Origin of the sequence: Methylobacterium sp. Leaf93 (genome assembly GCF_001422345.1) — a bacterium.
Classification (GTDB): Bacteria; Pseudomonadota; Alphaproteobacteria; order Rhizobiales; family Beijerinckiaceae; genus Methylobacterium; species Methylobacterium bullatum.
This window is the reverse complement of the sequence record NZ_LMMS01000031.1, coordinates 38,161-64,153: the sequence shown is the minus strand read 5'-3', so window position 1 is coordinate 64,153 and position 25,993 is coordinate 38,161. Positions and strand designations below refer to the sequence as shown.

23 protein-coding genes and 1 riboswitch are annotated in these 25,993 nt (G+C 67.1%); of the genes, 13 read left to right on the top strand and 10 right to left on the bottom strand.

Features of this window, described 5'->3' with window-relative positions:
* Nucleotides 1-177 precede the first annotated feature (177 nt).
* The 6 genes from ASF26_RS21185 (at nt 178) to ASF26_RS21160 (ending at nt 7,515) form a co-directional block, all read left to right on the top strand.
* A complete protein-coding gene (locus ASF26_RS21185; protein WP_056259002.1) occupies nt 178-1,479 on the top strand; it encodes a dicarboxylate/amino acid:cation symporter in 1,302 nt (433 codons plus the stop codon).
* 78 nt (nt 1,480-1,557) lie between these two features.
* Nucleotides 1,558-2,394 carry a bifunctional allantoicase/(S)-ureidoglycine aminohydrolase gene (locus ASF26_RS21180; RefSeq protein ID WP_056258999.1) on the top strand — a complete coding sequence of 279 codons (837 nt, stop codon included), beginning with the start codon at nt 1,558-1,560 and terminating at the stop codon, nt 2,392-2,394.
* Nucleotides 2,394-2,897, top strand: coding sequence for an ureidoglycolate lyase (locus tag ASF26_RS21175; RefSeq protein WP_056258995.1), 504 nt, complete (start codon nt 2,394-2,396; stop codon nt 2,895-2,897). The genes ASF26_RS21180 and ASF26_RS21175 overlap by 1 nt, the downstream gene beginning before the upstream one ends.
* Nucleotides 2,898-3,266: 369 nt before the next feature.
* Entirely contained in the window at nt 3,267-3,776 is a 510-nt protein-coding gene (locus tag ASF26_RS21170) for an RNA polymerase sigma factor (RefSeq protein ID WP_082477735.1), read from the top strand.
* A 96-nt stretch (nt 3,777-3,872) separates the two neighbouring features.
* Nucleotides 3,873-4,817 (top strand): FecR family protein, encoded by a 945-nt coding sequence (locus tag ASF26_RS21165; RefSeq protein ID WP_056258989.1) that lies wholly within the window; start codon nt 3,873-3,875, stop codon nt 4,815-4,817.
* Between the two features lie 121 nt (nt 4,818-4,938).
* Nucleotides 4,939-7,515 carry a TonB-dependent receptor gene (locus ASF26_RS21160; protein ID WP_056258986.1) on the top strand — a complete coding sequence of 859 codons (2,577 nt, stop codon included), beginning with the start codon at nt 4,939-4,941 and terminating at the stop codon, nt 7,513-7,515.
* A 72-nt stretch (nt 7,516-7,587) separates the two neighbouring features.
* Here the strand turns inward: ASF26_RS21160 and ASF26_RS21155 are convergent, their stop codons facing one another.
* The 4 genes from ASF26_RS21155 to ASF26_RS21140 form a co-directional block, all read right to left on the bottom strand.
* Nucleotides 7,588-8,448: a porin family protein gene (locus ASF26_RS21155; RefSeq protein WP_056258984.1), complete on the bottom strand. Its 861-nt coding sequence runs from the start codon at nt 8,446-8,448 to the stop codon at nt 7,588-7,590.
* A gap of 188 nt (nt 8,449-8,636) precedes the next feature.
* Nucleotides 8,637-9,542 carry an NAD(+) diphosphatase gene (nudC, locus tag ASF26_RS21150; RefSeq protein ID WP_056258982.1) on the bottom strand — a complete coding sequence of 302 codons (906 nt, stop codon included), beginning with the start codon at nt 9,540-9,542 and terminating at the stop codon, nt 8,637-8,639.
* Nucleotides 9,542-9,958 (bottom strand): HIT domain-containing protein, encoded by a 417-nt coding sequence (locus ASF26_RS21145; protein WP_056141116.1) that lies wholly within the window; start codon nt 9,956-9,958, stop codon nt 9,542-9,544. Before ASF26_RS21145 ends, nudC begins: the two co-directional genes overlap by 1 nt.
* A gap of 59 nt (nt 9,959-10,017) precedes the next feature.
* Nucleotides 10,018-11,424: a PLP-dependent aminotransferase family protein gene (locus ASF26_RS21140; RefSeq protein ID WP_056258980.1), complete on the bottom strand. Its 1,407-nt coding sequence runs from the start codon at nt 11,422-11,424 to the stop codon at nt 10,018-10,020.
* A 173-nt stretch (nt 11,425-11,597) separates the two neighbouring features.
* Here ASF26_RS21140 and ASF26_RS21135 point away from each other — a divergent pair, with 173 nt between their 5' ends.
* From ASF26_RS21135 to ASF26_RS21125, 3 genes are all read left to right on the top strand, one after another.
* On the top strand, nt 11,598-12,947 hold the full coding sequence (locus tag ASF26_RS21135) for an aspartate aminotransferase family protein (protein ID WP_056258977.1): 1,350 nt from the start codon (nt 11,598-11,600) through the stop codon (nt 12,945-12,947).
* A 50-nt stretch (nt 12,948-12,997) separates the two neighbouring features.
* Nucleotides 12,998-13,387 carry a tautomerase family protein gene (locus ASF26_RS21130; protein WP_056141108.1) on the top strand — a complete coding sequence of 130 codons (390 nt, stop codon included), beginning with the start codon at nt 12,998-13,000 and terminating at the stop codon, nt 13,385-13,387.
* Nucleotides 13,388-13,753: 366 nt separating this feature from the next.
* Nucleotides 13,754-15,019, top strand: a complete 1,266-nt coding sequence (locus ASF26_RS21125; protein WP_056259277.1) for a D-amino acid dehydrogenase — start codon at nt 13,754-13,756, stop codon at nt 15,017-15,019.
* A gap of 53 nt (nt 15,020-15,072) precedes the next feature.
* Here the strand turns inward: ASF26_RS21125 and thiC are convergent, their stop codons facing one another.
* On the bottom strand, nt 15,073-16,980 hold the full coding sequence (thiC, locus tag ASF26_RS21120) for a phosphomethylpyrimidine synthase ThiC (protein ID WP_056258974.1): 1,908 nt from the start codon (nt 16,978-16,980) through the stop codon (nt 15,073-15,075).
* 85 nt (nt 16,981-17,065) lie between these two features.
* Nucleotides 17,066-17,172, bottom strand: a riboswitch (TPP riboswitch).
* Nucleotides 17,173-17,456: 284 nt separating this feature from the next.
* Between thiC and ASF26_RS21115 the strand changes: the two genes are divergently transcribed.
* Both ASF26_RS21115 and ASF26_RS21110 read left to right on the top strand, forming a co-directional pair.
* The gene (locus ASF26_RS21115; protein WP_056258970.1) at nt 17,457-18,089 is read left to right on the top strand and encodes a BA14K family protein; all 633 of its coding nucleotides are present in this window, start codon (nt 17,457-17,459) and stop codon (nt 18,087-18,089) included.
* Between the two features lie 237 nt (nt 18,090-18,326).
* A complete protein-coding gene (locus tag ASF26_RS21110; protein WP_056258967.1) occupies nt 18,327-18,854 on the top strand; it encodes a DUF2721 domain-containing protein in 528 nt (175 codons plus the stop codon).
* A 119-nt stretch (nt 18,855-18,973) separates the two neighbouring features.
* Here the strand turns inward: ASF26_RS21110 and ASF26_RS21105 are convergent, their stop codons facing one another.
* The gene (locus ASF26_RS21105) at nt 18,974-19,417 is read right to left on the bottom strand and encodes a TIGR01244 family sulfur transferase (RefSeq protein WP_056258962.1); all 444 of its coding nucleotides are present in this window, start codon (nt 19,415-19,417) and stop codon (nt 18,974-18,976) included.
* A 173-nt stretch (nt 19,418-19,590) separates the two neighbouring features.
* Between ASF26_RS21105 and ASF26_RS21100 the strand changes: the two genes are divergently transcribed.
* Nucleotides 19,591-20,100, top strand: a complete 510-nt coding sequence (locus ASF26_RS21100; protein WP_056258959.1) for a DUF533 domain-containing protein — start codon at nt 19,591-19,593, stop codon at nt 20,098-20,100.
* Nucleotides 20,101-20,113: 13 nt separating this feature from the next.
* Here the strand turns inward: ASF26_RS21100 and ASF26_RS21095 are convergent, their stop codons facing one another.
* From ASF26_RS21095 to ASF26_RS21080, 4 genes are all read right to left on the bottom strand, one after another.
* Nucleotides 20,114-20,731: a GNAT family N-acetyltransferase gene (locus ASF26_RS21095; RefSeq protein ID WP_056258956.1), complete on the bottom strand. Its 618-nt coding sequence runs from the start codon at nt 20,729-20,731 to the stop codon at nt 20,114-20,116.
* Nucleotides 20,728-23,073 (bottom strand): Orn/Lys/Arg decarboxylase N-terminal domain-containing protein, encoded by a 2,346-nt coding sequence (locus ASF26_RS21090; RefSeq protein ID WP_056258953.1) that lies wholly within the window; start codon nt 23,071-23,073, stop codon nt 20,728-20,730. The genes ASF26_RS21095 and ASF26_RS21090 overlap by 4 nt, the downstream gene beginning before the upstream one ends.
* 62 nt (nt 23,074-23,135) lie before the next feature.
* Entirely contained in the window at nt 23,136-24,164 is a 1,029-nt protein-coding gene (locus ASF26_RS21085; RefSeq protein ID WP_056259276.1) for a CorA family divalent cation transporter, read from the bottom strand.
* Between the two features lie 161 nt (nt 24,165-24,325).
* A complete protein-coding gene (locus ASF26_RS21080; protein WP_244476023.1) occupies nt 24,326-24,571 on the bottom strand; it encodes a hypothetical protein in 246 nt (81 codons plus the stop codon).
* Nucleotides 24,572-25,005: 434 nt separating this feature from the next.
* On the opposite strand from ASF26_RS21080, the gene ppk2 reads away from it, so the two are divergent.
* Nucleotides 25,006-25,932 carry a polyphosphate kinase 2 gene (ppk2, locus tag ASF26_RS21075; protein ID WP_056258949.1) on the top strand — a complete coding sequence of 309 codons (927 nt, stop codon included), beginning with the start codon at nt 25,006-25,008 and terminating at the stop codon, nt 25,930-25,932.
* Nucleotides 25,933-25,993: the final 61 nt, after the last annotated feature.

The following is a 25,993-nucleotide window of genomic DNA, read 5'->3' as shown; positions in this document are numbered from 1 at the left end:
AAAGAGATATTTGACGGCCGCCTCGGCACAAACAATGCTGCGCGCGGCGATGGGTGACGACATGCCGCTCCTGCAGGATTTCGCAGGACGTTCCGCCTACCCTCGGCGAACCTTCCGATGCACCGGGGCCGGGCACGTGGAGCGAAGAACGGCCTGAAGCAACGGTTGGAGGTTCGCATGCGGCGCTTCTTTGCGTCCCTGTTCGGTCAGGTGGTCGCGGCCCTCGTCCTCGGGATCGTCGTCGGCGTCGTATGGCCTGATTTCGCCGTCGCCCTGAAGCCTCTCGGCGACGGGTTCATCAAGCTGATCAAGATGGCGATCGCGCCCCTGGTCTTCGGTGTCGTCGTGCACGGCATCGTCGGGGCGGGGGACCTGCGCAAGGTCGGCCGGGTCGGTCTCAAGGCGCTGATCTATTTCGAGGCGGTCACGACCCTGGCCCTCGTCCTCGGCATCGTCCTCGCCTACGTGTTCGCGCCGGGGGCCGGGATGAACATCGATCCCGCCACCCTCGATGCCAAGGCGATCGCCAGTTACACCGACCGGGTCGGGCAGGTGACGGGCACCGTCGACTTCCTGATGAAGATCATCCCGACCACGATCGTCGACGCCTTCGCCAAGGGCGACATCCTCCAGGTCCTCATCATCGCGATCCTGTTCGGTTCGGGATTGGCGCTGCTCGGCGAGCACGGGCAGCCCCTGGCGCAGAGCATCGAACGGATCACCGCCGTCCTGTTCAAGATCATCGGCTTCATCGTGCGGCTGGCCCCCCTCGGCGTCCTCGGCGCCGTCGCCTTCACGGTCGGCAAGTACGGCATCGGCTCCCTGCAGCAGCTCGGGATGCTGGTGGCCCTGTTCTATGTGGGCGTCGCCTTCTTCGTTTTCGTCGTGCTGGGCGCGATCCTGCGCGCGGCTGGCTTCAGCATCCTGAAGCTCCTGGCCTATCTGCGCGAGGAACTCATGGTGGTGGCGGGCACGGCCTCCTCCGACAGCGTGCTGCCGCAGATCATGCGCAAGCTCGAACGGCTCGGCATCCGCGATTCTACCGTCGGCCTCGTGATCCCCACGGGCTACTCGTTCAACCTCGACGCCTTCTCCCTCTACCTCACCCTCGCCACCGTCTTCATCGCTCAGGCCACCAACACGCCCCTGTCCTTCGGGCACCTGATGCTGATCCTCGGCATCGCCCTCCTGACCTCCAAGGGCGCACATGGCGTCCCCGGATCGGCCATCGTCGTCCTGGCGGCGACCCTGTCGGCGGTGCCGGAAATCCCGGTGATCGGGCTGGTGCTGGTTCTGTCCATCGATTGGTTCGTCGGCATCGCCCGGGCCCTCGGCAACCTCATCGGCAATTGCGTGGCGACGGTGGTCATCGCCGCCTGGGAGGGCGATATCGACCGGGCGCAGGCCCACCGCGTCCTGAACGGAGAGGTCGCCACCGACACGGCGGCGGTGCTCGATAGCCCCCTCGCCAAGGCGTAGGCTCCGGGGGCGCATCCGGCGCCGCGCCCGCGACGACGATGGTCCGGACGGGCCGCATGACCTGTTGGAGACGAGCCCATGACCGCCTCTTCCTACAACCCGCCCTGCGGGGGCCTGCCGCCCCAGACCGCGCTGATGACCGGCCGGGCCGTGTTCACGGAAGCCTATGCGGTCATCCCGAAGGGCGTGATGAGTGACATCGTCACCAGCGTGCTGCCGTTCTGGGACGACACCCGCGCCTGGATCCTGTCCCGGCCGCTCTCCGGCTTCTCCGAGACCTTCGCCCAGTACCTGATGGAGGTCGCCCCCGGCGGCGGCAGCGAACGCCCGGAACTCGATTCCCATGCCGAGGGCGTGCTGTTCGTGGTCGGCGGTCATGCCAGCCTCGTCCTCGACGGGACAACGCATGCCCTGCGGCCGGGCAGCTACGTCTATCTGCCGCCGGGCGCCGCCTGGACGTTGCGCAATGGCGGCGACGAGCCGACCCGCTTCCACTGGATCCGCAAGGCCTACGAGCCCGTGCCGGGCATCGACGTGCCCCCCGCCTTCATCCGCCACGATTCCGAGATCGAGCCCCGGGGCATGACCGGTACGAACGGCGTCTGGGCCACGACCCGCTTCGTCTCCCCCGACGACGTGCGCCACGACATGCACGTGAACATCGTGACGCTTCAGCCCGGCGCCTCGATCCCCTTCGAGGAGACTCACGTCATGGAGCACGGGCTCTTCGTGCTCGAAGGCAAGGCGGTCTATCGGCTCAACCGCGACTGGGTCGAAGTGGAGGCCGGCGATTTCATGTGGCTGCGCGCCTTCTGCCCCCAAGCCTGTTACGCGGGCGGCCCCGGCCCCTTCCGCTACCTGCTCTACAAGGACGTCAACCGCCATCCGGCCCTGACGCCGCGCAGGATCGGGTGATGAGCGCCCGCCACATCGTCGCCCGCCCGCTCACGCGCGAGGCCTTCGCCCCGTTCGGGACGGTCATCGACAAGGCGGCCGTCGATCCGCGCCCGATGAATGCGGGGATGGCGCGCCGCTTCCACGATCTGGCGGAGGTCTGCGCCATCGGAGAGGGCGCGCGGGTGGTGATCGGCCTCGTGGAAGCCGAGCCCTATCCCTTGCCGCTGAGCGTCGGTCTTATCGAACGCCATCCCCTCGGCGCGCAGGCCTTCGTGCCGCTGAATGCCGCGCCGTTCCTCGTCGTGGTCTGCCCCGACGAGGACGGGCGGCCCGGCCCGCCGCAGGCCTTCGTCACGGCGTCGGGCCAGGGGGTCTGCTACGACGTCGGCACCTGGCACGGCGTGCTGACCCCCTTCGGCGCCCCCCAGGAGTTCCTTGTGGTCGATCGCGGCGGGACGGGCATCAATCTCGAAGAGGTCCGGCTCGACGAGCCCTGGACCGTCGCTCTGCCGGGCGCATAGGCCGCCGCGGCGGGACCCGGCGCCCGGCTCCCGTCCTGGCCGAGCGAGGTGGGGCTCGGGTCGCGTCCCCGATCATGGAGATGTGATCGCCGACCGGCCTCAGGCCCGCGAATGACTGGGAGATGTGCTCGCAGCGCAACAGGGGGAAGGCTTTCGCGTCCTGCGGGGAGCGAGGTGGTTTGGCACGAGGACCGACTGCGAAAGATGTTTCCGATAGAAACACAAAGGCTTGTTCTGTTATCGGCCGCCTATTTTAGAGGTCATATAAACTATTGAAACGCTTGCATAATTTGCAACGTACCTCTTTGTTTCCAGCTCCGAAAGATTGTGCGATCCCGCGATGATCCCGAGGTGATGGGAGCTGGTGTCATGCAGCTGGTATCCATGGATGCGCTGCATCGTAGCCAAGGCGCGAAGCTTCAGCGTTTCCTGCTGCGTTTGCTCGGCAACTCCGCCGATGCGGCCGACGCCCACCAGGAGACCTACCTGCGCATGCTCGCGGCGCTCTCGCGCACCAGCGTCGAGAACCCCTCCGCCTTCCTGTTCCAGGTCGCCAACAACGTCGCCCTGCGGATGCGAAACCGGCAGCGGCTCGAAGGAACGCTGTTCCAGTCCGTCACCGACGCGGAGATGTCCGAGGTCGTCGATGGCCATGCCCTGCCGGAACGGCAGGTGATGGCGCGCCAGGAGCTCAGGCGACTCGCCGCCGCCATCGACGCGCTGCCGCCCCGGTGCCGGGAGGTGTTCCTACTCGCTCGCATCGACGGCCATTCCAACGGCGAGGTCGCCGTGCGTCTGGGCATCAGCCGCAACATGGTCGAGAAACACCTCATCAAGGCCCTCCTGCAGTGCCGCCGCCATTGCCGCGATCTCCTGTGAGAGGCGACGTCAGGTATCGGACCCTTCGTTGATCCTAGAGAATAGGGACACACGGCCCGGCCCTCTGGGCCGGAATGGGGTCCGGAGAGCAGAACCGTGACCAAGGGCGACACGACCGACGCACAGGCGGGCGATGACGAGGATCCCGTCTTCGAGGTTGCGGCCGGCTGGGTCGCGCGGCTCTCCTCCCCCGATGCGACCGACGAGGACCGCGACGCCTTCGCGGAGTGGCGCGATGCCGATCCGGCCCATGCCGAGGCCTATGCCGAGATGGATGCGCTCTGGCGCAGGCTCGGCCATGTGCCCGACCCGCGGCGGCGACGCACCTCGCCGACGGGACCCGCCGCCCTCGCCGTGGCGGTCATCCTGTGCGCCGCGTTGATCCATCAGCTCGGCCTCATCGACCGGTTCCGCTCCGATCTCTGGAGCGGCGTCGGCGAGATCGGGCATTCGGTCCTGGCCGACGGGAGCCGCATCGACCTCAACACCGACACGGCGGTGGCTCTGCGCTTCTCCGACACCGAACGCGGGATCGAACTCCTGCGCGGAGAGGCGTTCTTCGACGTCGTCCCGGACCCCCGGCGCACCTTCGTGGTGCGCGGCAATGGCTTGAGCGTGCGGGCGATCGGCACGCGCTTCTTCGTCCGCGCGGACGGTGCGGACAGCCCTGTCGGAGTCACCGAAGGCCGTGTCGATGTGGCGGACGAGCACCGGCACATGCTGGTTTCGGCGGGCGAGGCGGTTCGCCGCGAGGACGGGGCGCCCTTCGGCGTCGTCAAGGCGGATCTGAGCCGGAGCGTGGCCTGGCGAGAGGGGCGCCTCGTGTTTTCGGGCGAAAAGCTGTCGGCCGTCCTCGAGGAACTCGACCGCTACCGCCACGGCCGCGTCGTCCTCGTCGACGCCAAGGCCGGCGAGCGGCGGGTCACGGGAGCCTTCGACCCCCACAACACGGACGACGCCCTGGACGTGATCGCAGCGACGATGAACGTGCGCGTCACGCGTCTCACGCCCCTCCTCGTCCTGGTCGGGTCTCCGCTGTAGCGGCCCGGAAAAAAATTTGGTGCCTCGACGTCAGGAGATCGCGGCCTCGTTGATCTCAATCGGTAAGGGACGAGAGAGCGCGAAGCGCGCCGTCCTCTTCAATCGACGGATGGGGCGTGGCATGGCGGCGCGAGAGTTTGGGTTTGCGGGTGAGCGGCGCGCGAGGGTGTTCCTCGCGGGCGTGTCGATGCTGGTGATGGTCCCCGCCGCCGCGCAGAGCCAGGAGGCGAAGCGCCCGCCATCGGCCCAGGACCGAAATGCGAGCATCATCGCCCTCGCTCCCGAAGCCTCGGCCCCGCGAGACGGGGACAACGTGTCCCTGTCCATTCCGAGAGGGCCTCTCGAAACGGCCCTGGTCGCCTTCACCGAGCAGGCGAAGGTCAAACTGGTCTATGCCACCGAGCTCACCGCGAGACTGAGCACCAACGGCGTCGACGGCGCGTTCCCGCCTCTCGACGGCCTGGCCAAGATCCTCGAAGGCACCGGCCTGACCCACCGGGCGGTCGGCCCGTCCACCATTACCCTCGTCAATCCGAGCTACGTCCAACTCGGCCCGGAGCCGGCCGGCGCGGTGACCCTCGCCGAGTTGAGCGTCGAGGCGCAGCGCCTGAACCGGGCGTCGCTCGCGGGGCTGCCCCCGTCTAGCGGAACGGTGGGCCAGCCGCCCGTCCCCTATGCCGGCGGCCAGGTGGCGACGGGAAGCCGGCTCGGCCTTCTCGGCAACCGCTCCGTCCTGAAGACCCCCTTCAACGTGACGAGCTATACGGAAAAGCTGATCACCGACCAGCAGGCGCGCACGGTCGGCGATGTGGTGCTGAACGATCCCTCGGTGCGCAACGACGCGCCGCCTTTCAGCGAGCGCGATTCGTTCTTCATCCGCGGCTTCTCGGTCACCAACCTCGACACCGCCTTCGACGGGCTGTTCTACATTGCCAACGCGCGGCGGAGCTTCACCGAAGGGCTCGAGCGCGTCGAGGTGCTGAAGGGCCCCACCGCCTTCCTGAACGGCGGCATCGGCCGCGTCGGCGGCACCATCAACCTCATCCCGAAGCGTGCCTTCGACGAGCCGCTCACCCGGATCACGACGAGCTACTTCAGCGATGCCCAGGTCGGGACCCATCTGGATCTCGGGCGCCGCTTCGGCGCGTTCAAGGAATGGGGCGTCCGCTTCAACGGCGCCTATCGCAACGGGGGCACGCCCCTCGACAAGAACGCCATCGAGGTGGGCGTCGCGGCCCTCGGCCTCGATTATCGCGGCGACCGGTTCCGCGCCTCCCTCGACCTGAATCATTCCAACCAGAACATCACGGCGCCGACATCGCTATTCAACGCGGCGGCACCGAACATCGCGGTGCCCCGCGCCCCGAACAACCGGCGCAACACGGCGGGCTCGTCGGAATACATCGACAGCACCTACGGCATGGCCGCCGGCCGGATGGAATACGACATCCTCCCGGAGACGACGCTCTACGCCGCCGGCGGCATCAGCCGTTACCGCGAGGATTCGCTGAGTTCCTATTACCTGATCACCGGAGCCTCGGGGCAGGCCACCAACACGCTCGCCATCGCCCCCCTCGAATTGCAGGGTCTGACCGGCGAGATCGGGCTGCGCTCGCATTTCCACACCGGCTTCATCGGGCATCACGTCGCGATTTCGGCGACCGAGGCCGTGAACAAGAACTTCTCGCGCGGCTACTTCCCGCCAAGCCTGCCGAGCTTCCAGACCAACATCTACGATCCGACCTATCTGCCGTTCGGATCCGTCGCCACGGGCATCTATCCCCGTTCCAGCCGGCAGCCGCTCTTCAACGCGCTCACCGCGCGCAGCGTGGCCGTGGCCGACACCCTGTCGCTGGGCGAAGATCGCTTCATGCTGACGCTCGGCGGGCGTTTCCAGGACATCGCGCTGAACAGCTACTACACCCGTCCGGCGGCCAATCAAGGTGAGCTGGCATCGAGCTACGACAAGGGCCGGTTCAGCCCGGCCATCGCCCTGGTGATCCGCCCCTTCGAGAACCTGTCGTTCTACGGCAACTACATCGAATCCCTCGACGCAGGCCCGAGCGCGCCGGTCACTGCGGTCAATGCCAACGAGGTCTTCGCCCCCACCGTGAGCCGGCAGAAGGAGGTCGGCGCCAAATACGATTTCGGCGCCGTCTCGGTCACCGCCTCGCTGTTCGAGATCGAGCAGCCGAGCGCCTTCACCGATCCCGGCACGAGACGCTTCTCCGTGAGCGGCCTGCAACGCAACAGGGGCGCCGAACTCACCGTCTTCGGCGAGCCCTTCGCGGGCGTGCGCCTGCTGGGCGGCATCACCTTTATTGATGCGCAGCTGGTCAACACCGCCGGAGGGCAGTTCGACGGGAACACCGCTCCCGGCGTCCCCGACATGGCGATCAACCTCTACGGCGAGTACGACCTGCCGCCGTGGCTCGCCCCCGGCCTGACCCTGACCGGGCGGGCCATCCATACCAGCCGCCAGTTCTACAATCAGGCCAATACCCAGTCGGTCCCCGACTGGACCCGCTTCGATGCCGGCCTGCGCTACGCCTTCGAGGGCGTCACGGGCAAGCCCGTGGTGCTGCGGGCCACCGTCGAGAACCTGTTCGACGATTCGTACTGGGCCTCCGCCGCCCGCGGGTTCCTCGCCGTCGGCGCACCCCGGACCTTCATCGTGTCGGCGTCCGTGGACTTCTGACGCATCGCACCGGGGCGGGGGACGCGATCGGCCCCCGCCGGATGTCCTCGATGCCCGCGATCCGAACTCGGCCTACGAGCCGAACTTGTAGTTCAGCCCGACCCGGACGACGCTTCCCTCCGACCGGAAGCGGGAGGTCGCCTCCACGAGAGACTGACCGAGTCCGCTGGAGCTCGTCAGCGGGACGCTGCGCCTGCCGAGATCGTAATGCAGGTATTCCACCTTCAGCGTCACCGCGGAGGAGCGGAAGACGTTGAGGACACTCTCGGTGGGCAGGGCGTATTCGATGCCCCCGCCATAGGCGAAGCCCGACTCTAGACGGTCGATCCCGCCGGCGAAGAGGTCGAGGGTCGGAACCCCCGCCACCTGGAAGCTCGACGCGTTCTGGTAGTTCACGTTGCCGTAGGCGAGACCGCCGGTGCCGTAGACCAGGACGCGGTCGAGCGCGTAACCGAGCCGGCCACGCACGGTGCCGAGGAAATCGAGGCTCTGGCGCGTGGTGGTGACCACGGCCGAATCGCTGCCTGAACCGAAGATGCCGCGCGACCTGCGCTTGGTCTCATCGAGATCGGTATAGGCGATATCGGCCTCGATGCCGAGGACGAGGCCCGCGCCGGGGGTGAGCTGGTAATTGTACCCGGCCTGACCGCCGGCCACGAAGCCCTGCTGACGTGAGGACAGCGAGGCGATGCCGGAGCGCTCGATGAAGAAATCGGTGCCGCTGCCATTCACCGAGGTCGCCGCCGTGCGGACGGTCTGCCGGTCGGTGAAGCCGTATCCGGCCTGCACGCCCGCATAGAAGCCGGTCCAGCTGAAAGCCGGGACAGGCACGAAGACGGGCGGCGGTGCGGAACGACGGGGCAGGTCCGCCGCAGCCACGGTTCCGGTCATCAGCCCGATCATCGCGCCGACACCCAACACAATCTTCGCCATCGTCCCCTCACCGCCTCCACTGAGGCAGCGACGTGAATCAAAGGCGTGATCCTGGGATAGTGCCGGGAAGACACAATTTCGGAACGACCGTCCGAAATTCTTAACCAAGACACGACGTGGCTGACTCTCCCTCGTGGCGGTACAAAAATGCCACTGTCATGTGCCCGGCGACCGGTTTCCACAGCCCGTTAGAGCCGCTCCTCGACGAAGGCGCGCATGAGCAGATGCGCGATCGCCATGGGCGGCGGCACGGTCAAACCCTCGCCATGGGTGCCGGCGATCATCGCGGAGACTTCGTCGCGGGTGAACCAGCGGGCATCCGCGAGCTCGGCCGGATCGATGGTGATCGCATCGTCCAGGGAGTCGGCCGCGCAACCGATCATCAGCGACGACGGGAACGGCCAGGGCTGCGAGGCGTGGTAGGCCACCGCGCCGATCCTCAGCCCCGCCTCTTCGAGGGTCTCGCGGCGGACCGCGTCTTCGATGGTCTCGCCGGGCTCAAGGAAGCCGGCGAGGCAGGAATACATGCCCTCCTTGAAGCGCGGCGAGCGCCCGAGCAGGCAGGATTCTCCCCGCCGGATCAGCATGATCACCACGGGATCGACGCGGGGGAAGTGATGCGTCTCGCAGGTCGGGCATTCGCGGCGGAAACCGCCGGCGGCGAAACGGGTGGCGGTTCCGCAATTGGCGCAGAAGCCGTGGCGGGCATGCCAGGCCAGGATCGATTTCGCCGTGGCGAGAAGGCCGAGCTCGTGCGGCGCCACCGCGTTCTCGGCGGCGAGGCTGCGCAGGTCGGTGGTGCGGAAGCCGGGATCGGACTCGTACCCGTCGGCGGCCTCCGGCGAGACCGCGCAGGCGAAGACGGGGGCACCGTCGAGGCGGCCGAGGAACAGCGTGAGATCGGCGTGGCAGGCGCTCGCCGCCTGCCCGGAGGGGAGGAGCGCCGTATCGCCGGCAAGGACGATGCGGTCCCCCGCCACGAGCACGATCCGAGCCTCCGGCGCGTCCGGCTTCGGCACGAGGTCGCTGCTCTCGGCCGAATGGCGGACGAGCCGGCTCTCCGCATAGCCGAGTTGGTCGAGGCGCGCGCTCATCAGGCGGCCGCGAACAGGGCGCCGATGCGCTCGATCATCTGGGCGCGGGCGTGGTGCGGATAGGGCTGGCCCGTGCCGACGCCCCAGACCGGCGAGGGCCAGGCCGGATCGGACAGGAAGCGCCCGATCACGTGGACATGGAGCTGCGGAACGACGTTGCCCAAGGCGGCGACGTTGACCTTGTCGGGCTTGGCGAGGGTCAGCATCACGCCGGTGGCGATCCGGATCTCGTCCATGAGGTCGCGCGCATCCTCCGCCGACAGGTCGGTGAGTTCGCTGGCACCCGTCCGGCGCGGCACCAGGATCAGCCAGGGAAACCGGGCATCGTCCATCAGCAGGACGCTGCACAAGGCGAGGTCGCCCACCGGCACGGTGTCGGCGACGAGGCGCGGGTCGAGGGTGAATTCGTCTGTCATCGCCGCTCAAGCTGGGATGCGTCGGGAATGCGGAGTTCTCGCCGGTTCGGCCTCGTAAGTCACGCGGGCGCGGGCCGCTCGGTGTCGAGGAAGCGGAACAGGGCCGGCGCGTTGGCATGCGCCACGTTGAAGCGCAGCCACGGGGTCGGCTCCTGATCGGCGCGGAACAGGTGTCCGGGAGCGAGCATGATGCCTTTGGCGGCAGCCCTTTGCGCGAGGCCGGCCGTGTCCGGATCGCCGCCGAAGCCGGCCCAGAGGAAGAGCCCGTTGGCGGGGCGGTGGAACAGCGACAGGCCTACCGAGAGCAGGGCGTCGGCCACAATCTTCTGCTCGGCGGCGAGCTTTTCGCGGAGCCGCGCGATGTGGAGGCGGTACTGGCCTTCAGTCAGGATCGAGTGGACGATGCTCTCGGAAATCTCCGAGCTCGTCAGGCTCGCCGCCATCTTCATGCGCAGGAGCCGCTGCGCATTCTCGGGGTTGCAGGCGAGATAGCCGACCCGCAGGGCGGGCGAGATGGTCTTCGAGAAGCTGCTGATGTGGATGACGCGCGCGAGCTGGTCGAGGCTGGCGATGCTGGGCGCCGTCTCCTCGACGAAGCTCGCATAGATGTCGTCCTCGACGATCTGGAAGTCGTGTTTCTCGGCGATGCGGAGGATCTGGTAGGCGGTGGCCGGGGAGCAGGACGTGCCGGTGGGGTTGTGGAAGCTCGTATTGGTGAAGAACAGCTTCGGCTTGTGCCGCTCCGCCAGTGCCTGGAGCGCGGGGATCGACGGCCCCTGGAGGGTCCGCTCGACGCCGACGATGGTCACCCCCATGGCGTGGAGCGAGGGGTAGAGGTTGCAATAGCCGGGATCGTCCACGAAGGCGACGTCGCCCGGCTGCAGGAAGGTCCGCATGGTCAAATCGAGGGCCTGGCTCGCCCCATGCGTCAGCAGGATCTGGTCCGGCTCGCACTCGATGTTGCGCTGGGCGAGGAGCAGCTGGATCGCCCGGCGCAAGGGGGCGTGGCCGAGGGGATGCCCGTAGCGCGAGACCAGCCGGTCGGGGCGCCGCGCCAGGGCGGCGAGGGCCTGCTTGATCCCGTCGGCGAACAGGTGGCTGTCGGGCAGCCAGCCGCAGCCGGCTTTGACGGTGAAGGCGTCCTCCTCGTAGACCCGCTGGAGCAGCCAGCCGGAATCCACCGAGATCTGCACGGGTTTCCGCCGAGGGACGACGGATTTGCGATCAAGTAGCCGGGCCGAGACGAAGTATCCGCTGGCGCGCCGGGCTTCGAGCAGGCCGTCCGCCACCAGCCGATTATAGGCGTTCGAGACGGTGAGCGTGCTCACGCCGCACTGAACGGCGAGCTTGCGCACCGAGGGCAGTCGGGCGCCCGGCGCCACGCTTCCGCTGCGGATGCGCTCGGAGACGGCCTCCACCAGCTGAGCGACGAGGGGGGCGGTGCTGGCGGGGTCGAGGCTGATCATGGGCCGTCATCCACGGGCGAGGCCGGACTCGGCGATCCGACTGTATGGGCGGGTGAACAGATACAGCTGCGCGTGCCAACCCGCCAACTGTCGATAGTCGGTGAGCCTGGGCCGGGCGATAACGCAGCGCGGCGAGGGTCGGGTTCTTGCATCGCGGATCGGCGGAGAGACACATGGACCATGCGATCATCGACCAGGCGGCGGACCGGCAGCTCAATGTCGAGCCGTACTGGATGCCGTTCACGCCCAATCGTCACGTGAAGGCCGACCCGACGCCGCGCATCATCACCTCGGCCAAGGGCGCCTATTACCGCACCGCCGAGGGACGCGAGCTGTTCGACAGCCTGTCGGGCCTCTGGTGCTGCCCCCTCGGCCATGCCCAGCCGCGGATCGTCGAGGCCCTGCGCCGGCAGGCCGAGACCCTCGATTACTGTACCGCCTTCCAGATGAGCAACCCGGTGACGCTGCGGCTGGCCGAGCGCATCGCCGACATGGCGCCGGCCGGGCTCGACCGGGTGTTCTTCACCAATTCCGGCTCGGAGGCCGTCGATACCGCCCTCAAGATCGCCCTGGGCTATCACCGCCTGCGCGGCGAGGCCGGCCGCTTCCGCATGATCGGCCGCGAGAAGGGCTATCACGGCGTCGGCTTCGGCGGCATGTCGGTGGGCGGCATGGTGGCCAACCGCAAGATGTTCGCCACCGCCATGATCCAGGGCGTCGACCACCTGCGCCATACCCACGATTACGCCGAGATGGCCTTCTCGAAGGGCCAGCCCGCCCGGGGCGCGCATCTCGCCAACGACCTCGAACGGATGGTGGCGCTGCATGACGCCGGCACGATCGCCTGCGTCATCGTCGAGCCGCTGCAGGGGTCGGCCGGGGTCATCGTGCCTCCGCTCGGCTATCTCCAGCGCCTGCGCGAAATCTGCACGCGGCACGGCATCCTGCTGATCTTCGACGAGGTGATCACCGGCTTCGGGCGGCTCGGCGCTCCCTTCGGCGCGGACCGTCTCGGCGTGATCCCGGACATGATCACCTTCGCCAAGGGCATCACCAACGGCATCGTGCCGATGGGCGGCGTGATCGTCCGCAAGGAGATCTACGACACGTTCATGACCGGGCCGGCCGCGGCGGTGGAGCTGTTCCACGGCTACACCTATTCGGGCCATCCCCTGGCCGCAGCCGTCGCCCATGCCTCCCTCGACCTGATGGAGGAGGGCGACCTGTTCGCCCGCGTGCGCGAGTTGGAGCCGATCCTGGAGGGGGCCGTCCATACCCTCCGCGACGAGCCGGGCATCAAGGACATCCGCAATTTCGGCCTCACCGCGGCCGTCGATCTCGAGCCGACACCGGGCCAGCCCGGCGCACGCGCTCTGCGGATCTTCGAGCGCGGCCTGCGCGAGGGCATCCTCCTGCGCTTCACCGGCGACACCATCGCCATGGGTCCGCCCTTCATCTCGACCGCCGCCGAGATCACCGGCATGATCGAGATGCTGCGCGGCCTCATCCGCGCCGAAGCCTAACCGGCGGACGGCCCACGACCCTTCCCATCCCCCTTGAAGGTTGAACCGACATGCCCCTGATGCGCTTCGATATCCTGGAAGGCCGCACCGATTCCGAGCTGAAGACGCTCCTCGACGCCGCGCACGAGGCGATGCTGGAGGCGTTCAACGTCCCGCCGGGCGACCGCTACCAGATCGTCACCGAGCACAAGCCCTCGCGAATGATCGTCGAGGATACCGGGCTCGACATCCCGCGCACCAAGGACGTGGTGGTGGTCCAGATGATCACCCGGCCGCGCGGCAAGGAGAAGAAGCAGCTGTTCTACAAGCTGCTGACCGAGAAGCTCGAAGCCGCCTGCGGCATCGCCCCGGCCGACGTCATGGTTTCCACGGTGGAGAACACCGACGAGGATTGGTCTTTCGGCCACGGCCGGGCGCAGTTCCTCACCGGCGAACTCTGACAACCGGTTGATCGGATTTCTCAGCGGCTGCTCAAACCCAAGTCGATCATCCAATCCGACCACCTCATCCTGAGGTGCCCTTTGCGCGAGCAAAGGGCTTTGAGGGAGCCCTCCAGTCATCGCGCGATCTCTGGAGGGCTCCTTCGAGGCCGCTACGCGGCACCTCAGGATGAGGTTAAGCCTTGGAAAAACAACTCAAACAGGCCCTGGCCGGGTTTCGCAACGAGGGTCGCCGCTTCCGCGGCCTGAAACCTGCGACACGCCATGAGGACTGACCCAGGTGACGTGTTGGCCCGCCAATGCGAACCCGCTCCGAGCGCCAAGCTCATTCCGGACCCTGCCCCGACCCTCTACGGAACGCCGGCCATGCATGTCCTCATTCTCGGTGGCGGTGTCGTCGGCGTCACCTCGGCCTATTATCTGGCCAAAGCCGGCCACCGGGTGACCGTGCTGGAGCGTCAGCCGGCGGCGGGGCTCGAGACGAGCTTCGCCAATGCCGGCCAGGTCTCGCCGGGATATTCGGCGCCCTGGGCGGCGCCCGGCATTCCCCTCAAGGCGATGAAGTGGCTGATGATGCGCCACCGGCCCCTCGTGGTCTGGCCGAGCTTCGAGCCGCGTTTCTACGGCTGGCTCGCCCGCATGCTGGCGAATTGCACGGAGGAGGCCTACCAGCGCAACAAGGGCCGGATGGTGCGTCTGGCCGAATACAGCCGCGACGTGCTGCGCGACCTGCGCGCCGAGACCGGCATCGCCTACGATCACCGCGTGCAGGGCACGCTCCAGCTGTTCCGGACGCAGAAGCAGCTCGATCATGTCGGGGACGATACGCGCGTCCTCGACGCCTATGGCGTTCCCTACGCGGTGCTGGACCCTGCCGGCTGCATCATGGCCGAGCCCGCCTTGGCGCGGGTGGCCGGGACCTTCGTCGGCGGGCTGCGGCTGCCCGGGGACGAGACCGGCGACGCCCACCTCTTCACCCAGCGCCTCGCCGCGCTCTGCGAAGGCCTCGGCGTTGTCTTCCGCTACAGCACGGCCATCACCGGCCTGCGCAGCGAGGGTGACCGGATCGGCGGCGTGGCGACTGCAGGCGGCGATGTCCTGACCGCCGACGCCTATGTGGCGGCCATGGGCAGCTACACACCGGCTCTGCTCCGGCCCTTCGGCATCGATCTCCCGATCTATCCGGTGAAGGGCTATTCCCTCACCCTGCCGGTCACCGATGTGGAAGCGGCGCCGGTCTCGACGGTGATGGACGAGACCTACAAGGTCGCGATCACCCGGCTCGGCGACCGCATCCGGGTCGGCGGCACCGCCGAGCTCGCCGGTTTCAGCGCGGTCCTGCGCGGACCGCGCCGGGAGACCCTGGTCCGCTCCGTCGGCGACCTGTTCCCGGCGGGTGGAGACCTCTCGCAGGCAACGTTCTGGACCGGCCTACGGCCGATGACGCCGGACGGCACGCCCATCGTCGGCGGAACGCGCCTGTCGAACCTCTACACCAACACCGGCCACGGCACCCTGGGCTGGACCATGGCCTGCGGCTCGGGGCGGGTGCTGGCCGACCTCATCTCCGGCCGCACGCCGGACATCGCCACCCCGGACCTCGCCGTCAGCCGATACGCCGCCGGCGCATGACGATGGGGTGATGCCCCCTCGCGCCGGGGCGCGAGAGGGCGGAGCGAGGCGGCCTATTCGGCCGCCTCCACGTAGAGCTTGCCGCCCTCGGCCTGGAATTCGGCGGATTTCGCCGCCATTCCCGCCTCGCGCTCGGCTTGGCTCATGGGAGTGGCCTCGCCGAGCACCTGTCCGGCCGCCTCCATGGCGAGCACCTCGGCGCGCAGATCCTGCGTGATCTTCATCGAGCAGAATTTCGGCCCGCACATCGAGCAGAAATGGGCGACCTTGTGGGCGTCCTTCGGCAGGGTCTCGTCGTGGTAGGCCCGCGCCGTATCGGGATCGAGGGACAGGTTGAACTGGTCTTCCCAGCGGAAGTCGAACCGGGCCCGCGACAGGGCGTCGTCGCGCAGCTGCGCCGCCGGATGGCCTTTGGCGAGATCGGCGGCATGGGCCGCGATCTTGTAGGTGATCACGCCTTCCTTGACGTCGTCGCGGTTGGGCAGGCCGAGATGCTCCTTCGGGGTGACGTAGCAGAGCATGGCGCAGCCGAACCAGCCGATCATGGCGGCGCCGATGCCCGATGTGATGTGGTCGTAACCGGGGGCGATGTCGGTGGTCAGCGGGCCGAGGGTGTAGAACGGCGCCTCACCACATTCCTCAAGCTGCTTTTCCATGTTCACCTTGATCTTGTGCATCGGCACGTGGCCGGGGCCCTCGATCATGGTCTGGCAGCCCTTGTCCCAGGCGATCTTGGTCAGTTCGCCGAGGGTCTCGAGTTCCGCGAACTGCGCCGCGTCGTTGGCATCCGCGATGGAGCCGGGGCGCAGACCGTCGCCCAGCGAGAACGAGACGTCGTAGGCCCGCATGATGTCGCAGATCTCATCGAACCGCTCGTAGAGGAACGATTCGCGGTGCCCGGCGAGGCACCAGCGCGCCATGATCGAGCCGCCGCGCGAAACGATGCCGGTGACCCGGCGCGCGGTGAGCGGCACATGGGCGAGGCGGACGCCCGCATGGATGGTGAAGTAATCGATGCCCTGCTCGGCCTGCTCGATGAGCGTGTCTTTGAAGACCTCCCAGTCGAGTTTCAGCGGATCGCCTCCGACCTTCTCGAGCGCCTGATAGATCGGTACCGTGCCGATGGGGACCGGTGAGTTGCGCACGATCCACGAGCGGATGTTGTGGATGTTGCGGCCGGTGGACAGGTCCATCACCGTGTCGGCGCCCCAGCGGGTCGCCCAGACCAGCTTCTCGACTTCTTCCGCCGCCGACGAAGTGACGGCCGAGTTGCCGATATTGGCGTTGATCTTGACGAGGAAGTTGCGGCCGATGGCCATCGGCTCCACCTCGGGGTGGTTGATGTTGGCCGGGATGATGGCGCGGCCGCGCGCCACCTCGTCACGCACGAATTCCGGCGTGATGAAGGCGGGCAGCGACGCGCCGAAGCTGTTGCCGTCGGCCAGTGCGGTCTGCGCGCCTTCCAGCATCGTCTCGCGGGCGAGGTTTTCGCGGTGGGCGACGTAGATCATCTCCTCGGTGATGATCCCGGCTTTGGCGAATTCGTACTGCGTCACCATCTGGCCGGGGCCGGCCTTGCGGATCTGGCGTGTGGCCGGACAGGGGGCGACGAGCTTGTCCTCCGGTACGAAGCCGTTGTCCTCGGGCTTGACCGCGCGCGGCGTGATCGTGGCGTAGCCGCGCTTGGCGATCCACGGGTCGCGCAGCAGGGGCAGGCCGGCATTCAGGTCGATCCGGGCATCGGTCTCGGTATAGGGGCCAGACGGATCGTAGACCCGCACCGGGGCTTCCTTCGGATCACTCAACGTGACCTCGCGGAACGGCACCCGGATGTCGTCACGGCCGGCCACGCTCGCATAGACCTTGCGCGAACCCATGATCGGTCCGGTGGTCACGGCTTGCGGCTGGCCCTTGGCGGGTTCTTGTCCGGAAAGGTCTTTGGGGAGGACGGGTGCGTTCATATCGGATTCGCTCCTGGCGTGGGAGGCGATCCGGTTCGCAACGGTACGTTAGGACGACGGGCACCCGCTCGTTCGGAGCAGACAACCCAAGCGTAGTTCCCGTCCCTCCGCCGGTATGAGCCGGATCAGGTTCAAGGGTCAGGGCTGCGGCCCTATCTCAGCCCCCTGAACGGGGCCCCCCTCGGAACGATTCGAAAGTCTGCGTTCGCCGCGCCTTTGTCAATCGCCCTGAGAAACATCCCCGCCGGAGTGAATTGTCGCCTGTCTCGAGCGAGCCTCGTGCCGCCCGGATCGCGGCTCTTCCGATTCATGCGGTCATTCCGCCGTTGATCGAAGTCTCGTATTTAGTTCGTTAGGACTGATCTATTTTGGCGTGACTTTTGTCGGACGGTAAAACGGTCTCGAATAATGGAGCCATCCCGATCGGCGACGCGTTGTCGATCATAATCTCTTCCAGACGATCAGGTTGGTGTTCCATGAACAAGCTTATTCTCGCATCCGCCGCATTGCTCGGCGCCGTCACATTCTTTCCGGATACGGCCGATGCGCGTGGCGGCGGACATGGCGGCGGACATGGCGGCGGCGGTCACGGTGGCGGCATGAGTCGTGGCGGCGGTGGCGGTGGCGGTGGCTTCGGCGGCGGCGGCTTCGCACGCGGCGGTGGCGGCGGCGGTGCCTTCGGCGGTCATGGTATCGGCGGCGGCGGACGCGGGCACGGCGGTATCGCGCACGGGCCGAATGTCGGCGGCGGTGGCTTCGGTGGGGGCGGTGGCTTCGGCCGGGGCGGCCACCACCATCATCACGGCCATGGCTACAATCGCGGATATGGGCGGGGCTATGGTGGGCTTGGCCTCGGCCTGGGCCTCGGTCTGGCGGGCGCCGGGATCGGCTATGGCTACGGTAGCGGGTACTACGGCAACGGCTACGACAACGGTTATTACGGTGGCGGCTATGCGCCGGCCTATTACGGCGGCGCCGTGGACGTTCAGCAGGATGTCGGCGGGTCCGACCAGGATGTGGCCTACTGCATCCAGCGCTTCCGCTCCTACGATCAGCGGACGGGCACCTATCTCGGCAATGACGGCCTGCGTCATCGCTGCCCGCAATAAGCTCTTTCGCCCTGACACTCTGCGCTCGGGCGGGATCGCCTGAGCCTCCTCGCTTCGAGAAGCCCCGCAGCCCCCCGCTGCGGGGCTTCCTCGCATTTGGGGCCGGGCGTTCGCTTGGTCGATGAGGAATGGCCTTGAAACCGGAGGCCATGCCACTGCCCCCGGCATCTCGAACCCATGGCCACGCCCAAAACGGCGCATCTTCCGGTGCCGGGCAGCATGGCGTAACGCCCTGTCATGGTCGCCTCCGGTCCCTCCCTCGCTCCCGACGACATCGCCCATGTCATTCAGATCGCGCTCGCGCCCGCCTTCCTGCTGACGGCGCTGGCGACGCTGCTCAACGTCTTCTCCACGCGCCTGGGGCGGGTGGCCGACCGGGTCGATGACGCCGCCGACCGGCTGCAGAAGGCGGATGCGGACGAGGCCGCCCGCCTGTCGTACCAGTTGGCCTATCTGCGTCGGCGTTCCTTCGTGCTCGACGTTGCGGTGGTCCTCGCCTCCCTCGGCAGCATCATGACCGGCATCGCGGTGCTGACGCTGTTCGTGGGGGCCTTGCGCGATGCGGCCACGGCCTCCGTCCTGTTCGGCTGCTTCGGAATCGCCCTGGTCTGCACGGTTGCGGCCATCGTCGCCTTCCTCATCGAGATCCTGATGGCGGGCCGCCGCGTCCGGGACGAAGTCGACCGTCAGACGGTGGAGGCCTCGGACCGTGAAGCGGGCGGACCCGAGATCTCCCACCGCTCACCTCGACCGGGCCGGTTTTGACTAAGCAGGTTTAGCAAAAGTGGTCACCGGTTTTGCGTTCCAAAACCTGCGACACGTCAAAGACCTAAGCGAGGTGAAGCGTTGGCTTGCCAATGCGAACCTGCTTAGGGCCGGCGACCTCACGCCCCGGCGGGCGCGGCGGCGTGCGTGTCGAGCCATTGCACGGCGCCGCTGAGGTCGAAGCCCCGCTCCCGGCCATAGGCCATGAGGTCGTCGCGGCGCAGCCGCCCCGCCAGCACGTCGGACAAGGCCCACAGGGTGAGCGAGCGCGTGCCGCTGCGGCAATGGGCGAGGACCGGGCCGGGTGCGCCCTCCACGGCCTCGCGGAAACGCGCGATGTCCTCATGGGTGATGCCAGGGCCGGTAACGGGAAGGTGCAGATAGGCGAGACCCGCCGCCTCGGCCGCCGCCGCTTCGGCCTCGCTGCCCAACTGGTCCGGCTCCTCGCCTTCGGGACGGTTGTTGATGAGCAGGGCAAAGCCCTTGGTGGACAGGTCCGCGATCTCCGTCTCGTTCGGCTGGCCGGAGACCGACAGGCGCGGCTCGATGGGCGTGATCGTCATGTGGTCTCTCTCGTTGGCTGCCTTCGCGCCGTGCAGGTTCCCCTTGCCGGGGGAGGGCGCTCTGCCGGGGACGAACGGGGCATGTTCATTCCACCGCACCGCCCATCGTGAACCCGCGACGGGGCTCGTCCGTTTCCAATCCGATCCCTCAACCCGCCTTCAGGACGACTACCATGGCCGATGCAAGACAGATCGTCGATGCGCTCGTGCGCTCACGCAAGGGGGGAATCGCCGCCACGGCCGCCCTCGGCGGCCTCGCCCTCGTCGCGGGTCTGGCCCTGCGGGCACTCCGTCCCTCTGCGGCGTCCGAGACCCCCGATCTGAGCCAGGTCGACGAGGACGAGGCGCGCATCATGCTGCGCGCCATGGTGGCCGCGACCCTGGCCGACGGCATCGTCGACCAGCAGGAGCGCCGGCGCCTCGACGCAGCGGTGGAGGCGGCCGGTATCGACCGGGATGGGCGCGCCTGGCTCGAAAAGGAACTTACCGACCCGGCCGAGATCGACGAACTCGCCGAGCGCGTCGAGTCGCCGGAGCAGGGCGCGCGCCTCTATGCGGCTGCGCGTCTGGCCATCGATGCCGATACACTGCAGGAGCGGGAGTTCCTGAAGCGATTGGCCGAGGCCCTGGACGTCTCACAGGACGTGGCCGCGCGGGTCGATGCCGGGCTGGAGGAGGCCTGAGACCGGAGCGGGATTACTTCCCCACCCATTCGTGCCCGGCCACCAGCGCCTCCACCGAGCGCGTCCAGGTGCCGGGCTGGTCGGTGGAGCCGGTGCCGAGCGCCCGCTGGACCATGACGCTGTCGCTCCAGCGGCCGTACTTGTAGCCCACCGCCGGAAGCAGACCGACGCGGACGAAGCCGCAGGCTTCGTGGAGCCGCAGGGACGCCTCGTTCTGCGCGTCGATATAGCCGATCATCTGGCGGTAGCCGCCGGCGGCGCAGGCCTCGATCAGCGCGGGGAGCAGGCGCCGGCCGATGCCGGCGTTCAGGTGCTCGTGATGGACGTAGATCGAGTGCTTGAGCGTGTAGCGATAGGCCGGGCGCTTGCGAAACGGGACGGCATAGGCATAGCCCGCCACCACCCCGTCGCGATCGGCCACGAGATGCGGCAGGCGCCTCTTGCGCATGGCCTTTCGGCGGCGCTTGAGGTCGTCGGGATGGAGCGGATCCTCCTCGAAATCGCCGACATCCCCCACGCCCCGCCGGATATGGTGGGCGTAGATCGCCACCATGGCCGGCACGTCCGAATCCGAGGACGGCCGGATGATCACTTCGGGATCGGAGGCGGTGGGCGGCCCGTCCGGACTCACGGGCGGTTCTCGCGCATGACGTAGGTGTAGAACCGGATCGTCCCGTCGGGGTCGACGTTGCGGAACACGCCCTGGATCTCGGCTTCGAAGCCCGGGAACAGGTTCGCCGAGCGTTCGAACATCTTGAAGTAATCCAGCATGGGTTTCGCCCGCTCGTCCAGTCGCTCGCCCGGCAGCACCGTGCCGATGCCCGGCGGGTAGACCAGAAGCAAGGTCGTCGCCACACGGCCCTCGGCTTCCGCGATCGGCACGTAATCGACGTTGTTGCGGGTGAGTTGCTGTACCGCCTCCTTCGGGGTCATCACCATCTCGGGCAGGTGCCCCGGCTCGAACTGCTTGCGCTGGAGCGTGCTGGTGCCGTGCTCGCGGTGGAAGGCGTGGAAATCCGCGCAGAGGTCGCGCAGGCGCACGCCCTTGTAGCGGTTGGGCCGGCGCCGGACGAATTCCGGCATGGCATCCTCGAGCGGCACGTTCTCGTCATGCAGGCGCTTGAAGGCCACGAGGCCGGAGATGAGCGTGCCGGCCTTGGAGGATTCGACGCCCGGGGTCAGTAGGAAGAGGAGCGAGTTGAGGTCGTTCTTCTCCGGCACGATCCTGTTTTCACGCAGATACTGGGCGACGATCGGGGCCGGTACGCCGTGATCGGCATATTGCCCCGTGCGGCGGTCGAAGCCGGGGGTGAGCACGGTGAGCTTGTTCGGGTCGGTCATGGCGTAGTTCGGCGCCACATGGGTGAAGCCGTGCCAGGCGGCACCGGGGGTCAGCTCCCAGTATTTCGCGTCGCTGGCGAGCTCGTCCGTCGAGACGCTCTCCCACGGCACCTTACCCTCCGGGCCCTTCACCGTGTCCGGCACGAAGGGGTCGAAGAACCAGCGGCGCAGGGGATCGCCCTCCTTCTCCTCGAATTCGCGGCGGATGGCGCGGACCTTCTTGCGCCATTCGATGCCGAGCCGGATCGTGTCGTCCCACAGGACGACGCCCGAGCGGCCCTTCATCATCTGCGCGCCGACATCCAGCGACGCGAAGAGCGGGTAGAACGGCGAGGTCGAGGCGTGGACGAGGAAGGTCTCGTTGAAGCGCCGGTGCTCGATGCGCCGGGTCTGGCCGCGGATATGGCTGTCCTTGGTGTGGATCTGCGAGGCCTGGGAGAAGCTCGCCAACTGCTTGTGGGTCGATTGCGTGGCGATGATGCCCGGCGAGGTCTCGTCGAGGCCCTTCAGTCCCATGGCGAAGCGGCCGGCGAAGAGGGGGTGGAACTTCATGAAGCCCGCCCAGGCCTCGTCGAACAGGATGTAGTCGCAGAGATGCCCGATCTTCTCGAGGATCATCTGCGCGTTGTAGATCGTGCCGTCATAGGTGCATTGCTCCACCACCGCCACGCGGAACGGGCGTTCGCGCTTCCAGGCCTCCTTGTCGGTGATGAGGGGGTTGGTGCGGATCTTCTCACGGATGGCCGCCTCGTCGAGGGCCTCGTGATACATCGGGCCGATCAGGCCGAAGCAGTTGCGGTCGGTCTCCAGGAAGACCGGAACCGCGCCGCCGAGGAACAGGGCGCCGTGATGGGCCGCCTTGTGGTTGTTGCGGTCGAACAGGACGAGGTCGCCCTCCGCCACCAGGGCCGAGAGCACGATCTTGTTGGAGGCCGAGGTGCCGTTGAGGACGAAATAGGTCTTTTCCGCCCCGAAGATGACGGCGGCTTCCTTCTGCGCCTTCAAGGCCGGGCCTTCGTGGACCAAAAGGTCGCCGAGATCGAGCACGGAATTGTCGAGGTCGTCGCGGAACACGGCCTCGCCGAGATGCTCCACGAAGATGCGCCCGATGGGGGAGCGGTTGTAGAAGATGCCGCCGTTATGGCCGGGGCAGGTCCAGAGCTGGTTGCCCTGCTCGGCATAGTCCACCAGCGCGCCGAAGAAGGGCGTCTTCAGGGTCTCGGCATATTGCTTGACCCGGCTCACGAGGCCGCGGGCGATGTAGTCCGGGGTCTCTTCCGCGAGGAAGATGTAGCCGTCGATGAAGTCGAGCACTTCGACGGGGATGTCTTCCAGGCGCTTGCGCCGGACCATGATGACGATGGGCATTTCGAGCCCGCGCTTCCGCATCAGGTTGATGAGGGCGGCGGCCTTGCCGTCGAGGCCGCGCTTGCCCCAATCCACCACCATGCAGCCGATGGCGGCATCGGTCTGGACCGCGATGGCCGCGTCCTCCACGCGGCGGGCGCGGACGACCTCGAAGCCGAGCTTTTCCACCGAGCCTATGATCTGCTGGACGCGCACGCCCTCGAGATCGTCCGGGTCGAAGTTCGGCGCGCACATGAGCACGGTGAAGCGGCGAAAGAAGTCCATGCGGGGGAAGGCTCCGGTGGTCGGATGAATCGAGGGGGGTGTGGGCGCGTTCGCGTTCCGGATCAACCGGGCCGGGCGGCGAGACTGAGCCGGCGGATGACGAGGTAGACGGCGAGCGCCGCGAGCGCGCCGATTCCCAGCGCGAGCAGCGACCCATTGTCGGATTCCGAAAAGAACAGGCCCTTGGTGTTCATGCCGAACACGCCCGTCACCAGGGTGGGCGGCAGGAACAGGGCCGTGAGGATCGACAGGGTGAAGAGCTGCCGGTTGGTGAGCGCGGTGGTGCGGGCGGCGATCTCGTCCTGCAGCAAGCGGCTGCGTTCGGACAGGACATGCATGTCGCGGTGGAGGGAATCGAGACGTTGGACCACCCGCGCGGCCATGGCGCCCACCGCTTCGGGCAATTGATCTCCCTCCGTGCCGGCTTCGTCCTCGAGCCGGTGGAACACCGCCCGCAACCCGGCAAGCTGCCGGTGGGAGCGCACGGATTGGCGGCGGATCGGTCCCAGGGGCCTCGGGTCGTCCGCCTTGGCCTCGTCGAGCATGTCGTCCTCGATGGCGTCGAGGGAGGAGGACAGGCGCTCGGCCGTGGCGATCAGCGCTTCGACGGTGCTGCCGACGAAGCGCTCCAGCAGCTTGGCCGGGCCGGGGACGAGGGTGCCGGACAAGACCGCGTCGCGGGCGGCCACCGCGCAGGCCGTGGCGTGGCGACGGCCGCTGACGAGGAAGCGCGGGCCGAGGATGCAATGGAGACGGCCGTTCGGCTCCTCGCTCGACGAACCGTCGAAGGCGCGTTCCCGGTCGGCGATGACGAAACCGGCATGGGGCCCGTCCACGACGACGCGCTGATGCTCGTCGCGGGCGAAGGTCGCGGCGGCGAGCCGGGCCGGGCCGAGGCGCCCTTCGAGGATGAGCGCCTCGGTCCGCGCATCGACGAGGTCGACATGGAGCCAGACGAAGCCGTGATCCGGGTCGTCCAGCGAGGGAATCCCGTCCCCTGGTCCAACCTGGCGTCCCCGTCCCTCCGCGTCGAAGGTGAGGGCGAAGATCAGCCCCGGGAGGGGGGATTCCTCAATGAGAAGGTGCTGCATGGTGCGGTCGCGGCGATCATGGCCGGCAAAATGCCGGCTCACTATCGCGCTGGATCGCAACGCTGGGCGACACTGTGATGACGGAGGGGCACCTCCGCCGATCGATGCTCGACCTGCGGGTCAAGCGATCCGCAGGCGGGGGCGACGACGATTGGCTATCCTCAGCGGGTCACGACGCCCTTGTCGGCTTCCTTGACGCTGCCGTCGGCTTCCTTGCGGTTCAGACCCTTGTCCGCTTCCTTGCGGAGCTCTTGTGTGAAAGCGGTGGCCTGATGTCCGACGAAGACCTTCATATCGGCCGGAACGACGGCCCAGACGACGGCAACGATGAACACCGTCGCCGCCATGCCGTAGGCGAACATTTCCATGATGCCGAGCCAGCCAAGCAACAACGGGATGCTGCTCACGATCAATCCGATGAAGGAACTTCCGGTCAGAAAATAAACTGAGAAGAAGGTGATGACAGCGAGGGATACCGGCTTGACGAAACGGACTATGTAACGTTCCATGGTATTTTATCTCCTATTATGTAGCTGATGAAAGAGCCTTTTGCTCCTCTGGGCATGTATTTGTTACGCATCGACAATGAAGTGCGTCTTCTAAGACCGTTCAAATCATTGTCTTGCCGCTCAGGTGTCGGCGAAACTCGTATCGATTCAATAAACGCCGCATACCAGAAGCTGAGCAGGAGTCCAGCGATTCTTAATCCCCCGGCCTTCGATGCTGAATTAAACGATTCTAATAAAGAAATTTGTTTGCTGCTGCCGGCAGGGTCTCCTCACTGTCATACAGTTGTGATCCAAGCGCCCGGATGATTCCCATTCATCAGGAAGGCAATACTATGGATGGCACGCGCGCCGGGACTCGCCCTTTCGATATCGAGGCTATTCGTCGAGAGATGGCGGACGATTTCGATGAAGAGCTCGAGATGGAGCTCGAAGACGAGCGCCTCGAGCAGCTCGTTAGCGAAATCGATGCCAAACCTCGTCTGCCCACCATGGACCGGAAGATCTATTTCCGGGAGCTGTTCCGGCTGCAACACGAGCTGGTTCGTCTCCAGGATTGGGTCCAGGCCCAGAAACTACGCGTGGTCGTGATCTTCGAGGGACGGGATTCGGCCGGCAAGGGCGGCGCGATCAAGCGCATCACTCAGCGTCTTAATCCCCGCGTCTGCCGCGTGGCTGCGCTCCCGGCTCCGAACGAGCGCGAGCGCACGCAATGGTACTTCCAGCGCTACGTGGCGCATCTGCCGGCGGGCGGCGAGATCGTGCTGTTCGACCGCTCCTGGTACAATCGGGCCGGCGTCGAGCGCGTGATGGGCTTCTGCACCCCGGACCAGTACGAGGAATTCTTCCAGTCCGCGCCGGAATTCGAGCGCATGCTGGTGCGGTCCGGCATCATCGTGCTGAAATACTGGTTCTCGATTACCGACGAAGAGCAGGAGCTGCGCTTCAACATGCGCATCCACGATCCCCTGAAACAATGGAAGCTCTCGCCGATGGACGTCGAATCCCGTCGCCGCTGGGAGGATTACACCAAGGCGAAGGAAGTGATGCTCGCCCGCACGCATATTCCCGAAGCGCCCTGGTGGGTGGTCGAGGCCGTGGACAAGAAGAAGGCCCGCCTCAATTGCATCAGCCATCTCCTCACGCAAATCCCTTATGGCGACGTGGAGCACCCGCCGGTGCATCTGCCCGAGCGCATGCGCCACGAGGATTATGCCCGCCAGCCGGTGCCGCAGGAGATGTTCGTCCCCGCCCTCTTCTGACCAAACGGGGGTACTGCTCGGCCGGATGCGGTTGCCCAAAGCGGCCGGGATGGGCAAGACC